Annotated in this window: 12 protein-coding genes; 5 read left to right on the top strand and 7 right to left on the bottom strand. The window is 53.9% G+C overall.

Annotated elements, in window-relative coordinates; all coding sequences use genetic code 11:
* Nucleotides 1-14: 14 nt before the first annotated feature.
* Nucleotides 15-2,315, bottom strand: a complete 2,301-nt coding sequence (locus WEB64_RS17405) for a DUF1631 domain-containing protein (protein WP_368061077.1) — start codon at nucleotides 2,313-2,315, stop codon at nucleotides 15-17.
* 321 nt (nucleotides 2,316-2,636) lie between these two features.
* Here WEB64_RS17405 and nadC point away from each other — a divergent pair, with 321 nt between their 5' ends.
* Nucleotides 2,637-3,491 (top strand): carboxylating nicotinate-nucleotide diphosphorylase, encoded by an 855-nt coding sequence (gene nadC / locus WEB64_RS17410; RefSeq protein ID WP_368061076.1) that lies wholly within the window; start codon nucleotides 2,637-2,639, stop codon nucleotides 3,489-3,491.
* A gap of 109 nt (nucleotides 3,492-3,600) precedes the next feature.
* Entirely contained in the window at nucleotides 3,601-6,351 is a 2,751-nt protein-coding gene (locus WEB64_RS17415) for an EAL domain-containing protein (protein WP_368061075.1), read from the top strand.
* Between the two features lie 24 nt (nucleotides 6,352-6,375).
* Here WEB64_RS17415 and WEB64_RS17420 read toward each other — a convergent pair whose 3' ends face one another.
* The 5 genes from WEB64_RS17420 to WEB64_RS17440 all read right to left on the bottom strand — a co-directional run bounded on the left by WEB64_RS17420 (nucleotide 6,376) and on the right by WEB64_RS17440 (nucleotide 10,172).
* The gene (locus tag WEB64_RS17420; RefSeq protein ID WP_368061074.1) at nucleotides 6,376-6,702 is read right to left on the bottom strand and encodes a YqcC family protein; all 327 of its coding nucleotides are present in this window, start codon (nucleotides 6,700-6,702) and stop codon (nucleotides 6,376-6,378) included.
* A gap of 20 nt (nucleotides 6,703-6,722) precedes the next feature.
* Complete coding sequence (locus tag WEB64_RS17425; protein ID WP_368061073.1) at nucleotides 6,723-7,517, bottom strand: ParA family protein; 795 nt, start codon at nucleotides 7,515-7,517, stop codon at nucleotides 6,723-6,725.
* Between the two features lie 67 nt (nucleotides 7,518-7,584).
* Nucleotides 7,585-8,298 (bottom strand): DnaA regulatory inactivator Hda, encoded by a 714-nt coding sequence (hda, locus tag WEB64_RS17430; protein WP_368061072.1) that lies wholly within the window; start codon nucleotides 8,296-8,298, stop codon nucleotides 7,585-7,587.
* Entirely contained in the window at nucleotides 8,277-8,834 is a 558-nt protein-coding gene (locus WEB64_RS17435) for a CDP-alcohol phosphatidyltransferase family protein (RefSeq protein WP_368061071.1), read from the bottom strand. Before WEB64_RS17435 ends, hda begins: the two co-directional genes overlap by 22 nt.
* A gap of 27 nt (nucleotides 8,835-8,861) precedes the next feature.
* On the bottom strand, nucleotides 8,862-10,172 hold the full coding sequence (locus WEB64_RS17440; RefSeq protein WP_368061070.1) for a DUF2066 domain-containing protein: 1,311 nt from the start codon (nucleotides 10,170-10,172) through the stop codon (nucleotides 8,862-8,864).
* Nucleotides 10,173-10,407: 235 nt separating this feature from the next.
* Between WEB64_RS17440 and purM the strand changes: the two genes are divergently transcribed.
* From purM to WEB64_RS17455, 3 genes are all read left to right on the top strand, one after another.
* The gene (gene purM / locus WEB64_RS17445; protein WP_368061069.1) at nucleotides 10,408-11,472 is read left to right on the top strand and encodes a phosphoribosylformylglycinamidine cyclo-ligase; all 1,065 of its coding nucleotides are present in this window, start codon (nucleotides 10,408-10,410) and stop codon (nucleotides 11,470-11,472) included.
* Nucleotides 11,469-12,134, top strand: a complete 666-nt coding sequence (gene purN, locus WEB64_RS17450) for a phosphoribosylglycinamide formyltransferase (protein WP_368061068.1) — start codon at nucleotides 11,469-11,471, stop codon at nucleotides 12,132-12,134. Before purM ends, purN begins: the two co-directional genes overlap by 4 nt.
* A 110-nt stretch (nucleotides 12,135-12,244) precedes the next feature.
* A complete protein-coding gene (locus WEB64_RS17455; RefSeq protein WP_368061067.1) occupies nucleotides 12,245-13,030 on the top strand; it encodes a DUF3108 domain-containing protein in 786 nt (261 codons plus the stop codon).
* Here WEB64_RS17455 and WEB64_RS17460 read toward each other — a convergent pair.
* Nucleotides 13,027-14,298, bottom strand: a complete 1,272-nt coding sequence (locus WEB64_RS17460; RefSeq protein ID WP_368061066.1) for a valine--pyruvate transaminase — start codon at nucleotides 14,296-14,298, stop codon at nucleotides 13,027-13,029. The two genes, WEB64_RS17455 and WEB64_RS17460, sit on opposite strands and share 4 nt — an antisense overlap.
* Between the last annotated feature and the right edge of the window lie 25 nt (nucleotides 14,299-14,323).

Here is a 14,323-nt window from a genome sequence, read left to right on the forward strand (position 1 = left end):
AGGTCGGCCCCAAGTCAGTCCTTACGGCTATGGCGTAAATTATCGATGATCGACTCCAGGGCCCGATCAAAAATAAGTCCGTCATCCAGCATTGTCATATCACCACTGGCTAGCTCAGCGGCGAGTTTGTCTCGCTGATACTCCGCCACCTTGGCACCGTTTCTGTTGACGAAGATATACTTTCCGGTCGCCTTGATAAATGCCGCCAGTTTGCATCGGATTTTCTGGTCGCCATTGGCCATCTCGATCCACGAACCTACTCGCATGCTTTCGGCTTTGCTTAGCCATTCCGTGGAGACTTCGGTAGTCACGACGTCCAGCGATGGTGATATTTCGGACAAAGCGCCCAGGACAGGTTCTGATACCGGGATAAGATGATCAGGACCCGATAGCGACGATTGGGCCGGTGGTTGAGAAGATGGCGCATCCAACGCCACATCCTGAACAGGCGCCTCCGCCGGTGGCGCCTTGCGAACGTCGCTGTAAGAAACGAGCTGCTGCATGACATCAACGTGAGCAAGCTCCAGGTCCCTTATTACTGAGTCAATTGCAAACGGGTCCCAGGACACGCTGTGCAATGCAGCTCGCAGGGAGTCCACGATCGTGGGAATCGCCCGAAGCAATTCGCTACGGGTGTCTGAACCTACCGGGACCGGGTCGACGCTCCAGATCAATTTCCCAGTCAGGTCAGATGCATCCTGCCAGAGTTCACTATCAACCCCTTCCCGCAAGATGACCCATTGCAGATATTTTCTCCATGGGCCTGCCAGCAACGTTTCCACCGCTGGCGGCACATTCCGTTCTGTAAGAGCGAGTTCCACCAGATTGTCCACCGATTCTTTCGCACGCTCCTGCTTTGCCCGCCCCTCTTCTGCATCCTTCAGGCGTTGCTCGACCAGCTCGCGACGACGACGATCAAGATCCATGAAATGGCCGAAGTCTTTCAGCAACTCCGAGAACAAGTCCACGTTGTCGGTGAATTCATTAAGCAACCGGTCGACCACTGCCTCAATTTTCTCCCGCAATGGGTCACGCTGGCCGACTGGTTTTTCATTCCAGCCAATACCTGCCATCGCCAGCTCATTCAAAAGCTTACGGGCGGGATGACCCCCACGGTTGAAAAAACTGCGGTCACACAATGCAACCTTAAGGACAGGAATTTGCAGCCGCGCGATCAGCGCTTTCATAACCGGTGGTAACTGACGGTCTTCAAGAATAAAATCAAACAGCATAGTGACCAGGTTGATCACATCATTGTCGACTTGCTGGACGGAATAAACCTCCCCTGCCCCTGACCCAGACCCAGAATCCAGAATACGCTTGAGTTGCATCTGCAACGACATGGTGTTCGCACCATTGACGACAAACTCCTCCGCCTGGATTTCACCCAGTCGGCTGATCAAAACATCCGTGTTCAGTCGACGGCCCCCTGCAGGTCCGGACTGACGAGACACCCCTGAACCGTCCCGATGTAACAACGCGCTGAGCTCAGAAAACGTACCCTGACCGCTACCGCCGCTCTCGTACTGACCTACAGACTCGCCTTCTGCATTGACCAAGTGACTGGGTGAGACGGTATCCTGGCTTGTTGTGTTCTCACCGAGCTTTGACCGATGATGACCGACCGGTGGACGTTTCATGTCGGGCAAAACACCCTCTGACACCAACAACCTATTGGCGTCCTGATAAAGCAATTCCAGGCGGCTTATCAATAATTTGTCGAATAGTTTCAGGACCACGAGTTTAGCGCGGATATCAATATCAAGCTCGCCGCATGCTTCTCCGAGGCCGGTACAAATCACTTCTGGACTGAGGGGCATCTGGCGATCTTCCAGCCGCACGCCCGAGGCTACGTGGGAAACGCGCACAACCAGCAGTCGAATGGTATCGCTGTAACGATTTCGGAGTTTGGTAATCAGATTATCCAGAGCAACCTTCTGCTCAAGATCCCCATGGTCCATCAATGTCAGGGAATTCTGATCAACATTTTCCAGTGCATTGTTACCCGGCAAGGGATCAAACCGGCCTAATTCATTGAAGGCTCGCCCCAGCCATTGCAGCACTGACAGCGTCATACTTTTGCGACGCAACCTAAGCTCACGCATGGCGTCAAAATACGCCGTCTGTTCCTGGTTTGAACCGGCCTTGTCAGCCATGTTGAACAGTGCATCATCGGCACCGTCAAAAAATTCAGACAACAGTGTTTTTAGCGACTGACCGGAGGCGTCCCGCAACCGAATCAAAGTCGCGGGCATGGTAAAACGATCCATCCCCCGCTGTCCTTTCAGACTGACGACCTTGTTGTCCTGCGCCATAACGGCTTACTCCGGTTTTGCATCTATGGAACTGATATTTCGCATCATAGGCGCTTGATGCGTCACCTTGTGTCAGGATTTGTCACCTTTTGTGTTTGCCGGAACCGGTTCACATATTAAGCCAAATACTGAGGTCATAGTGACTCACATCAAGTGCGTTGGCACAGCCAAATTTCCACCGTTGCGCAAATCGAGTGACAAAAACTGACGCGTTGTGTCAGAGAGGTAAATATCTCGTAACAGGATTAATTTGGCCCCGGCTTTGAGTAACTATAGAATCATGTTTCATTTTTATGTTGCCAGCCAGAGCCTTACTTGAACATGAGCCAAATACCCCCGGACCTGCTCAGGCAGGCGCAAATCGAAGGTGTCGCACAGAGCCTGAGAGAAGATATCGGTGATGGCGACATCACTGCGGCTTTGATACCGGCCGGTAAAACGACGGTCGGGCGCGTCATCACTCGAGAGCGTGCCATCATAGCTGGTGTGGCGTGGGTGGAAGAGGTTTTTCGCCAGGTGAATCCCACCCTCTCTCTGACCTGGCATGTTCAGGATGGCGATGAAGCGGCTCCGGATCAGATTTTATTTTCATGCGAAGGTAACGCCCGAAGCCTGCTAACCGCAGAACGGGCTGCCCTGAACTGGCTGCAAACATTGTCCGGAGTTGCCACGCGATGTGCCTTCTATGCACGTCAAGTGGAACACACCAGCGTCAAATTGCTGGATACGCGCAAAACCCTGCCAGGTCTGCGGCTGGCTCAAAAATACGCAGTCACTTGCGGCGGCTGTCACAATCATCGCATTGGGCTCTACGACGCATTCCTGATCAAGGAAAATCATATCGCAGCGTGCGGATCGATTGCCGCTGCTGTTAATACCGCCCGTGAGACCGCGCCCGGACGGCCGGTGGAAGTTGAAACGGAAAATATGGGCGAGTTTGAGGAGGCTCTGGCTGCCCAGGCGGACATAATAATGCTGGACGAATTCCTGCTGGCAGACATGCGCGCTGCAGTTGCGCTGGCAAGCGGAAAGTCTAAACTTGAAGCGTCAGGCGGTATAAACGCTCAAACACTGGTTGCCGTAGCGGAAACCGGTGTCGATTTTATCTCTATAGGGGCGCTGACAAAGGACGTCATTGCTATAGACCTCTCTATGAGACTTGGCGCGTCCGTCTGAAAGGCTGACGCTTTTGCATGATATTGGCCGCCGACAGCGGCCCTTGATGAAATCCGGAGACCGGATATGGAATTGTATCCACTCCGTCACAAAAGAGGTAAGGACACCCTTGAATACCACTGAGTTACAACCCCGGGGATTAAAGTGGCGAAGTGTGCTCGGGCATATAGCGATGTTCCTGGTTCTTGCAGTGGTCAGTTCCGCTTTCAATACCTCTGGCGCCTATGTCCCTGCGCTTTGGTTACCTTCAGGTTACGGGCTTGCCTTGATGTTCATATCAGGCTCTCGGGCACTGCCCTTAGTGTTCGTCGGCGCCATTATTTCTGCCTGGGTACAGGCCCTCATGCCAGTAGCTGAACCGGTAAAAATGACGCCGGTAATGCTGACTGTACTTTCAACCTATGGCTTCATCGTGCCCGTAGTAACCTGGTGGAGTTACCACAAGACGTCTCGCCAACCATCGCCCTTGGTCAGCTATAAGGCCTTTTTGTGGCTACTCGGTACTCTGACTCTTGCATCGGTCGTGGCGACGCTTCCGCTGGTTTTTCATACCCTCCTCTTTCAGCCTGAATCGGCGATGGCGGGTGACAGCCTGTTGCTGCGAGGTTCATTCAGTGCGTTTCTCGGTAGCCTGATTATTGCTCCGGCCATTATTGCCATAGGCAAGGCATCGGCTTTTCCACGTCGGGTTCAGCGCCCCGCTGAGTGGTTCGTGTGGTTTCTCACCCTTGGTTTTGTAATCACTATGGCGAGCTACGAACCGGTCCAGACATTGTTCCTGCTGCTGCCCCTGATGACCTGGGCCGCAACCCGATTCTCGCTGCCAGGAGCCATGCTCGCCATCGGTATTGCGGCCCTGAGCGGGCTAGCCTGCTCTTTTGTTGCATTACCTTTGGATCAAAACGGCAATCTCTATCTGCTGACTGAAACACTGATTGCCATGATGGTGGCAGCTTCCTGTTATGTCAGGGTTTTACTGGAAGACCGTGAGCGTATCGAAAATGGCCTTGAAGCCGTCGTTGAAGAACGTACGAGAGAACTGCAACTGACCAACTACGAACTCAAGGATGAAATATTTGTTCGTCAGCAGGCCGAGAAATCTTTCCGCCGCTCCTCGAGACATTATCGGGCGCTTTTTGAAACTGCGTCCAATCCGATTGTTGTCATTGATGACCGCATCCGGATCCGTCAATGGAACGGCGCTGCAGAAATCCTGTTTGGTTACAGTCGTGATGAGGCCGTTGGTCGAAGCTTGACGGATGCTTTCATCCCCCGAGAGCAAAAGGACGAACTGGCCTGGAAGATTCTGAAGGTGCTCAATAGCGGCCTTACCCAGGATACGATCGAAACCCAGATCAAAAGTTTCAGTGGAAACCGTCATATCATTCTGTGGAACCTGAACCGGCTCCACGAAGACGAAGACGACGGCCGTGCCCAGCTGATTTTAATTGGTCAGGACATTTCAGAAATTCGCCGCACCCAGGATCAGCTCCATTACCTCGCCCACTACGATGTGCTGACCGACACCGCCAATCGCCGCCTGTTCGAAGACCGCTGTCGCCAGGCTATTACCAGCTCACTCCGGCATGGTCATCATTGTGCCCTGATTGGGCTCGACATTGACCATTTCAAACGCATCAACGATACCCTCGGCCATGACGCGGGTGACCATTTGTTGCAGGAGATCGCCCGTCGACTTGGCGAAAACGTGAGAGAGGAAGACACCATTGCCCGATTGGGCGGCGATGAATTCGCGGTACTGCTCAGCCAGGTAAGCGGGGCGGAGGGCTGTGAAAAAGTCGCCCGTGGACTTCTTGACGCCATGACCCGGCCGATTGCGGTACCTGGCGGCGAAGTTATCATTACGTCAAGTATCGGCATCACGCTGGCACCGGATGACGGGCGTAGCTACGAGCAACTGCTGAAAAATGCAGATATGGCGATGTACCGGGCAAAAAAAGCGGGCCGTAATAACCTCCAGTTTTTCTCGAGTGATATGAACGAAGACATGCTGCGTCAAATGTCTCTTGAGCACGAACTCCGGGAAGCCATTAAAGCGGGTCAGTTTGAGCTTCACTATCAGCCTGTTATTAATGCAAAAAGTGGAAAAATTGTTGGCCTTGAAGCATTGCTCCGCTGGCATCATCCGGAAAAGGGCATGCTGGTACCGAAAGATTTCATCGATGTTGCCGAGCAGACCGGCCAGCTACAGGCGCTGGGAGAATGGGTATGCCACAATGCTTGCCTCCAGGCCCGCGCTATTCAGGCGATGAGCGGGTATCCGGTTCCCGTTAGCATCAACCTCTCATCACGTCAGTACAATCACCCCAAGCTAACCGAGCAGCTTGGTCGGATTATCGGGGAAACCCGTCTGGATCCCACGCTTTTGCTGATTGAAATTGATGAGCGAATTCTTTCGGATCGCCTGGAAGAGACTGCCAAAACACTGGCTCAGCTAAAAGAACTGGGGATAGGACTTGTACTTGACCGGTTCGGTAGTGGCCTGTCGTCGCTGCGACTGCTGCGAGAGTTACCCTTTGACCAGGTTAAAATTGACCAGCATCTGCTGCGACACGCCACGACTGAAGAGAGCACGGGTGCCATCGTACATACACTCATCAATCTGGCCCGACAACTGTCACTGACGGTGGCCGCAACCGGCATCGAAACAGCAGATCAGGACTCTTTCCTGCGTCAAGCTGGCTGCCATCTACTCCAGGGTCACCGTTTCTGCCCGGCGATCTCAAGCGAAGAGCTCGCCGCCCTGTTCCAACGGGTGAAACAGGGCTACACCCTCTTACCAGCCGACCAATTCAGTCTGCCTTTATCGGGTGAGTCCCCTCATACCGGTGATCAGTGACGTTCACTTGAAACCCATCGTCCGTCATGCTGGCCTGGACAACAGGCGGTCGATAACCTGAAGCTCCCGTATCAGGCACTCGCCAGACAGAGCACTGTCTTGGAGGCACTCTTCTGCCATGGGCGCCATACCAGATACCGACGGTAAATCCTGACCGTGCTCGACCAGAACTTTCATTTTGGGCAGAAATACAAACTGAAGCCATTCAACAAACTTCAGCGTATCAATGCAGAACGGCTGAGAGCTTTGTAAAGCCTCGTCCGGTGGTGGCGAGTCAGACCAGGCCGAGAGGCGCCGCAGTTCGATTTCGATACGTAGCAAGCTGTCCGCCACTTCTGAGTACTTATCCACGTTAAACTCCGGTCACAGGCTCAGGTCAAGGGCGTGAGCTCCACTGACTCGCCCTGCAGCAGTTTGAAAAGGTCCACATACTGTAACGTCAGGGTGTGCTTGGGGGCAAAGTGAATCAGCGGTCGTCCAGCCTGATGGGACTCCTTCATCTTGACTGAACTGGAGAGCCTGACCGGCAACACCGGCAACCCCTCCTCCATCAGTTCCAGAACCAGTTGCCGTGGCAGTGACGCCCGGGCCTGAAACTGGTTCGCAATAATGCCTTCGATCGCCAGACCTTCATTGTGGTCTTCCTGCAGGTCACGGATTTCGCCGAGAAGTCCATACAGCGCTTGTCGGGAGAAATCGTCACAGTCAAACGGAATCAGGCAGCGCTCAGAAGCAATCAATGCTGAGCGGGTATAAAAATTGAGTGCCGGGGCAGTATCGATATAAATTTCATCAAAATTTTCCCCGAGTTTTTTTAATGCTTCTCGCAGTTTGTAGATTTTATGTTTGGCTTCAAGCTTGCGCTCAAGAAAATCCAGCTCCGGGCTCGAGGGCAGCACAAACAGGTTGTCGTAAGGTGTCGCATGGACGAATTCGTCTGGACGCCGGTTAAAGACGGTGAAAGACACCGTCTGTTCAAGTAAATCCGCGACCGTGTCTCGCAGTCCACTGGCAGGCTTACCTAGCAGGTACTGAGTTGAATTACCCTGTGGGTCAAGATCGACCACCAGCGTGCGTTTGCCCCGGGAAGCGCTGATCGCTGCCAGGTTACAGACAATACTGGATTTACCAACACCGCCTTTTTGATTAAATACCACTCGTCTCATATCGCCCTCTGGCATCGTTTCCCTGAGAAAAACCCAGACGCAGCGGCCCCCGTAGACCCTGCCTGCGTCACCAAGCCATTACCGACTTCACGAACGGAATGGTTAACCTTCGCTGTGCACGTAAAGAATTCTCGTCAAGCCGGTCCAGTATCATTAGCAGTTCCGCAAGCTCCCTTGACGCCCGGCGCATAATAAATACCGCCACCTCGTCACTCAAAACGAGGCCTCGCTGCTCTGCCCTTGACCGCAATATGGTCATGCGGTCGTCATCCCGGTATATGCCAAGCTGAATGACCAGGCCATGCCGAAGTCGGGATACCAGGTCCTCAAGCTCAAAAGGCAGTACACCTGGAAGGTCCTTGAGGCTAATTAAAAGGGAATGCCCCTGATCGGCCACCCGATTGTAGAAATGGAACACGGCCTCTTCCCACTCTGTATTTCCAGCGATGAGATCAAGATCATCCAGCGCCACGAGACTGGGCGAATCCAGTCCCACCAGGGCTTCAGGCCCGAACCGCAACAGTTCGTCGATGCTCATACACACAGACGTTCGACCGAGCTCATCCGCTCGCCTACACCCCGCCTGTAGAAGATGGCTCTTACCGGTATCTTTGTCCCCGCAAACCACTGCAACAAAGTGTTCAGTAGCGGTGCAGAGACTGACCAGACGTTCAGCGGCGCGGGCATTACGTTCACCGTGAAAGTTCTCAAACCGGGCGTCATCACTGAGTCTGACGCCTAACGCAAGCTGGGGACCACTCATCCTCGTTTTGACCGCCATGCCCTGCCCGTCCAGATGATGACATAGTGCAGGCCGCTGGCGACAGCCGACAACGCAACTAGATCAATGCCCAGCGGTAGCACCCAGGGCGGTATGGGAAACCCGGCCAGCAAGATAACAATAGCCAGTACGACCAGAATCTGGACAAACGTATTCAGTTTGCCCAGCAGGCTCGGTTGGAGTTCAAACCTGCCCACACTGTAGTGAAATAAAAGTCCGCCCAGAACAATCAGCACATCCCGGCCAAGAACAATGAGAAACAGCCACAGCGGTAATACGCCTGTCCAGGTGAGCATCAAATACGCTGTAATCAGAAGTGCCTTATCCGCGAGTGGATCTGCGATGGCGCCCACCCGGGTGCGCCAATCGAAGTGCCGGGCAAGATATCCATCGATACCGTCGGTCACAGCGGCGATAAAGAACACACTCAGGGCGACTCGATATTGGGTTTCAAGCAACGCCAAGGCAAACGGGATTATTAGCAACACCCGGAGAAATGTAAGTGCGTTGGGAATCCAGCGCCAATAGGTTGACATGATCAGAGCTCCGCTCCGCTCATTGTTTTATCCATCCGTTGATTGGTCGGGAACTGCCACTACATCGCCCCCTTGCCAGCGGTATCTCAAGGTCTGATACAGAGATTCGAAGGCCTTGGCAGCAGTGCTCTCGTCGCTCTCATCCCTTGCGGTCTCCAGCGGGCTAAACTGGAGCCCCTGATCGCCCTCATCCGCGTTCGGTGCACCCGGCGCTTCGGGCGTATCAACGACCACAGGCTCGTCTGAGCTGCTTTCAGCGCCGGGCTTCGGGACAGTTTCTGTTTCCGATGGGCTACCATTGCCGGGACGGGACTGGCCTTCAAAGAACCGCCCGTCAAGCTCAATGTAACGTTCAAGCTGCGACAGCTCGCCGGAGAATGAAACTCTCACGGTCATTCTGTCCTTTGTCACCCGCACCGGATTAGCTCCAACCACCGGCGTCATCTGTGCGAATGTGCGCTGAACCGACGCGTAATCGTCCATTGAGCGGACCCCGTCAACGACAATATCTACCCGAGTTGCGTTCTCGACGTCCCCTGCGGCGACCGCATAGCGATCCGCCAGCATGTCTGCCCAGGCGCCGACAATGGCGTTCGTCAGCTGCTCGGGACTGGAGCCACTAACCATTTCATCACCGGTTTCAAAGCCACTGCCTTCGAGACGCCATGCGCCCTGCCATTGATCGCCCCGCCGACTGATTTTGACCACCGTCAACAGATCGTGTTCAACACTTTCCGACGCCTCTCTCACGGGGCCCATAAACTGGCCCCACACTTCGGACAACAGGCGACGATCAGCTCCGCGGTCAGCCGATGGCAGTGCCAGCGGTAATCCACGTCTGGCAGCCGCCGCCGAAAAAGCCTGATTCCAGGCTCGGTTGCTGCTCGCACCGTCTTTGCTCAACAACTGCCGGTCGCCTCGGTCTTCAACAGCGACCCAAGCCAACGTTAGCGGCCTGTTTGCCCCCCACACCGGAGCGTCCAGAGATGCCAGGGCACGATTAACACCAACCGCGCCAAAAGTCATGCTCAAACGATCCTGAGCGCCAGTCCCAGAAGCTCGCAAAAACTGATACGACTGCACTAGTGTCTGCGCTTCGTCCATCAGCGATGCCATCCCTTCACGGCTCATGATATCGCGATCACCCGAGACCCTCAGGAGCACCAGGCGAAGGCCATCGGCGTATCCTCGCTTTAAATCCTCCGGAGCAGAACCTGCAACGGGCACCTGGATGGAGTAGAGTCCGTCAACAGTTACCGCTGCCGCAGGCATGCAGAACCCGGCCAGCACTATAAGCATTAGACCCGTTTTCTGTTTCAGTTGCGCTGTTATAGACATTCGGCACCCTGGAATTCGCTGGAATGGCGCATAGGATACACCAAGCCATTTACCCTGAGTAGCAATCAGAGCCCATTGATAAAGGTAAGTGGATAATTGGTAAGGGTGTACCTGCTGGACATTACAGCCTGCGCCCTGGTAAATCAGGGAACCTCCTTCAATTGCATTTGGAGCGACTTGACGCACCTGTTAAAATCCAGCGCTTATTCTTTCAGGCCAAGGCGGTTGCCATACCATGAGCGAACAGAAGCCCTCCCTTACATACCGCGATGCCGGTGTTGACATTGACGCTGGCAACGAGCTTGTCAATCGTATCAAAAACACCGCGGCCCGCACTCGGCGGCCGGAAGTTATGGGGGGGCTGGGTGGGTTCGGGGCCATGGTTTCCATTCCGACCGGTTATAAAGAACCCGTACTGGTTTCGGGTACCGACGGCGTGGGCACCAAGCTTCGACTCGCGATGCAACTTGGGAAGCACGACACCATAGGGATCGATCTGGTGGCCATGTGCGTTAATGATCTGATTGTGGGCGGCGCTGAGCCACTATTCTTCCTGGATTACTACGCCACCGGTAAACTCAATGTGGATATCGCAGCCAGTGTGGTCGAAGGCATTGGCGAAGGCTGTGAATTAGCTGGCTGTGCACTGGTCGGAGGAGAAACCGCCGAAATGCCGGGTATGTATGAGGGCGATGACTACGACCTGGCTGGCTTCTGCGTCGGTATAGCCGAGCGCAGTAAAATCATTGATGGCCAGCGTGTTCAGGCAGGTGATGCTTTAATCGCCATTGGTTCCTCTGGCCCACACTCCAACGGTTATTCACTGATTCGGAAAATTCTGGCGGTCAGCTCTGCGGATTTGACCCAGCAGGTCGGCGAAGCCACGCTATCTGACGCGCTGATGGAGCCTACAAGAATCTACGTGAAGAACATCCTACAACTTATTAAAACGGTTGATGTTCGCGCTTTATCTCATATTACTGGCGGTGGCTTGCCTGAAAATATCCCTCGTGTATTGCCTGACGGCGTTTGTGCCGCAATCGATACCGAGAGCTGGTCACTGCCACCTGTTTTTGAGTGGCTAAAGCAGGCAGGTGGCGTTGCAGATCACGAGATGTACCGTACGTTCAACTGCGGAATTGGTATGGTGGTTTGTGTTCCCGCTGACCAGGTGTCCCTGACACTTGATACGCTGAGCGCGTCGGGGGAAAACGCCTGGCAACTCGGCGTCATTGAGCGCGTTGATAATAACGAACTGAAACCTGAAGTGCGCTATGCGCCAGGGCTTTTGCAGGCATGATGGCACCGGATATAACGGAACCCCGTATAGTGGTGTTGGCGTCAGGCAACGGCACCAACCTCCAGACTCTTATCGATGCCACCGCAAGTCAGGATTTTCCCGGCAAGATTGTCGCGGTCGGCTGTAACCGCCCCCAGGCATTTGCCCTCGAGCGTGCGTCACAGGCCGGAATCGAAACCTTTACCGTAGACCATACAGAGCATGACTCCAGGGAAAGTTTTGATACTGCGCTACGTGCAGAAATTGACCGGTACGCGCCGGATCTTCTGGTTCTCGCAGGGTTCATGCGTATCCTGACCACTGAGTTCGTGCGTCGCTATCATGGCATCATGATCAATATTCATCCATCTTTACTGCCAAGGTACACTGGCCTTGGAACCCATCAGCGAGCACTTGATGCCGGTGACAAAGTGCATGGTGTATCCATTCATTTTGTCACCGAAGACCTGGATGGCGGGCCGGTCATTGCCCAGGCAGAAGTGATGATTTCCCCAGAAGAATCCGCAGCGTCGCTTGCTGAAAAGGTCAGGGTAAAAGAACATTTGCTCTACCCGATCGTGGTGCGCTGGTACTGCGAGGGACGACTTAAAATGGAAGCAGACCGTGTTCACTTCGACGGAGCGCCGCTCCCAAAACCTCTTTACCTGGCCGAAGAAGAATAAATTCACAGCCGTATGACCTGACTGTCATCGTACAACTTTGGTATCGACTCGCCGTTGGCATACCATCAAGTGTATCTGGCTTTTCACCCGTACCTGGTTAGGGAATTACAATGAAACTGCCCTCTTGCGTCTATGCGCTATTGCTCACATCTTCTGCGCTGGTGATGGCCGGGGCGGCCAATGCCTCCGTTCCGGAAAAACTCATCCCTGATGGGCAGATACTGAAGAAAACGGATCCGGCAGAAACGCCCAGCGGAAAGCTCACGGCTCTTAGATCAAGGTACAGCGCCTCTATCGACAAGGGTGTTGCCATTAATGGCAGCGCGGTTCGTAGCCTTGAACCCCAGTCTGACGGTACTTGGCTGTACCGTTTTGATGTGGATTCTTTCATTGCAGATATTGAGGAATCCCTGAGCTTTAGGTGGGAAAACAATCAGGTCATCCCCCTGCATTATCGCTACAAATTGTCCGGCTTTATGATTCGTAACCGGGAACGCAGCATTGAGTTCAATCAGGAGGCGCAAACGGTCAGCGGTCACTTTGAGGGTGATAAGTTCCGGATGGATCTGAAAAAGAATGCCCTTGATCCACTGGGGTATCAGTTGCAGCTGATGCTGGACCTCAAAGCAGGCAGGCGGGAATTGACCTATAGCGTGACCGACGAGGGCGATTATGATGAGCATCGCTTTGCTGTGCTCGGAGAAGAATCACTCAAGACTGCGTTGGGCGAACTCAATACCATCAAGGCGGAGAAGGTTCGAGATTCCGACAGCAAGCGTGAAACATTGATGTGGTTTGCACCGGAACTCGATTATCTACTGGTTCGCCTGGTGCAAGTGGAATCGGACGGGACCCGGTACGAAATCGAAATCAAGGAAGCGGATATTAGTGATTAATGTTCATCGCTCTCTCGCCAAACGACTTTTACTTCCTCTGCGATAATCCGCAAACCTTCAGCCACCCGCTCATCGTCCTGGGAGTAGGTCACTCTCAGGCACTCCAGCCGGTGCCGCCAGCCATCTTCTGGTAAGCCCGGGAAGAAATAGTGCCCTGAAACCACCAACACGCCCCGCTGCTTTAATCGTTGGTAGAGCTCGAAACTGGTGATAGGCAAGTCAGGAAACCACAACCAGAGGAACATGGCGCCCTCCGGTTTGTGAACATACCACTGACAATCTTCCCCCATGGCTTTACTAAAGGCCGCGACCGCCCGCTCCATTTTTGCCTTGTAGAAGGGACACACTACATCGCGGCTCAGGCGGAGGATTTCACCACTACGAACGAGTGGCTCTGCCAGCATAGCGCCAAAACTGCCCGTTGCCAGATTCATGATCGCGTTAATGCCGGATAGCGCCTTGATAACCGGCGCGGCCGCAATAACGATACCGGTTCTTGCAGCTGGCATCCCAAGTTTGGACAAACTCAGGCAAAGGATGATTTGCTCATTCCAGTGTGGTGCCGCATCGACAAAAAGCAGGCTGGGAAACGGCGTACCGTAAGCGCCATCGACTATTAGTGGAATGTCATGGACTCGCGCCAATGCTTCAAGTCTGGAAAGTTCGTCGTCTGTAATCACATTGCCGGTGGGGTTAGTGGGACGTGAAACACAAATTGCACCGGTTTGACCCGTCACTTCCAATTCGTCGAAATCGACCCGATACTTGAACTCGTGCGCGTCGGTATAGGATATGTCCGGTCTCACCGCATGGAACAGATCCTGCCCAATCCCCGCATCGGCATAGCCGATGTATTCGGGAGCCAGTGGCAATAATATGTGCTTGCGATCACCTCCGCCATAATCACCGCCAAACATGTTGAACAGCATGAAAAAGGCCGCCTGACTGCCGTTGGTTAGCGCAATATTGTCGGTAGTGAGGCCCCAATCATATTCCGAGTTGAGCAGGGCCACCAGCGAGGTGATAAAGCGTTTTTCGCCCTGAGGCGGATCATAAACCCCTACCAGTCTTCGCAATGCCTCCGGGTCGTTTGAGATGTCCCCCAGTATGTCTTTTAGCCGGTCCTGAACCTCGGGAATGTGACCTGGATTGCCACCACCCATCATGATCATGTCGTCGCCAGCAGCCAAGGCATTGCCCAAATCGTCCATTAACGACGTGATACCGGACTCGACCGCCATTTTCTGACCAAATGCAGATAACTTCATCAGTTCAACCATTACCTCGGGATAG

It is taken from the genome of Marinobacter sp. (genome assembly GCF_040882185.1).
Taxonomy (GTDB): Bacteria; Pseudomonadota; Gammaproteobacteria; order Pseudomonadales; family Oleiphilaceae; genus Marinobacter.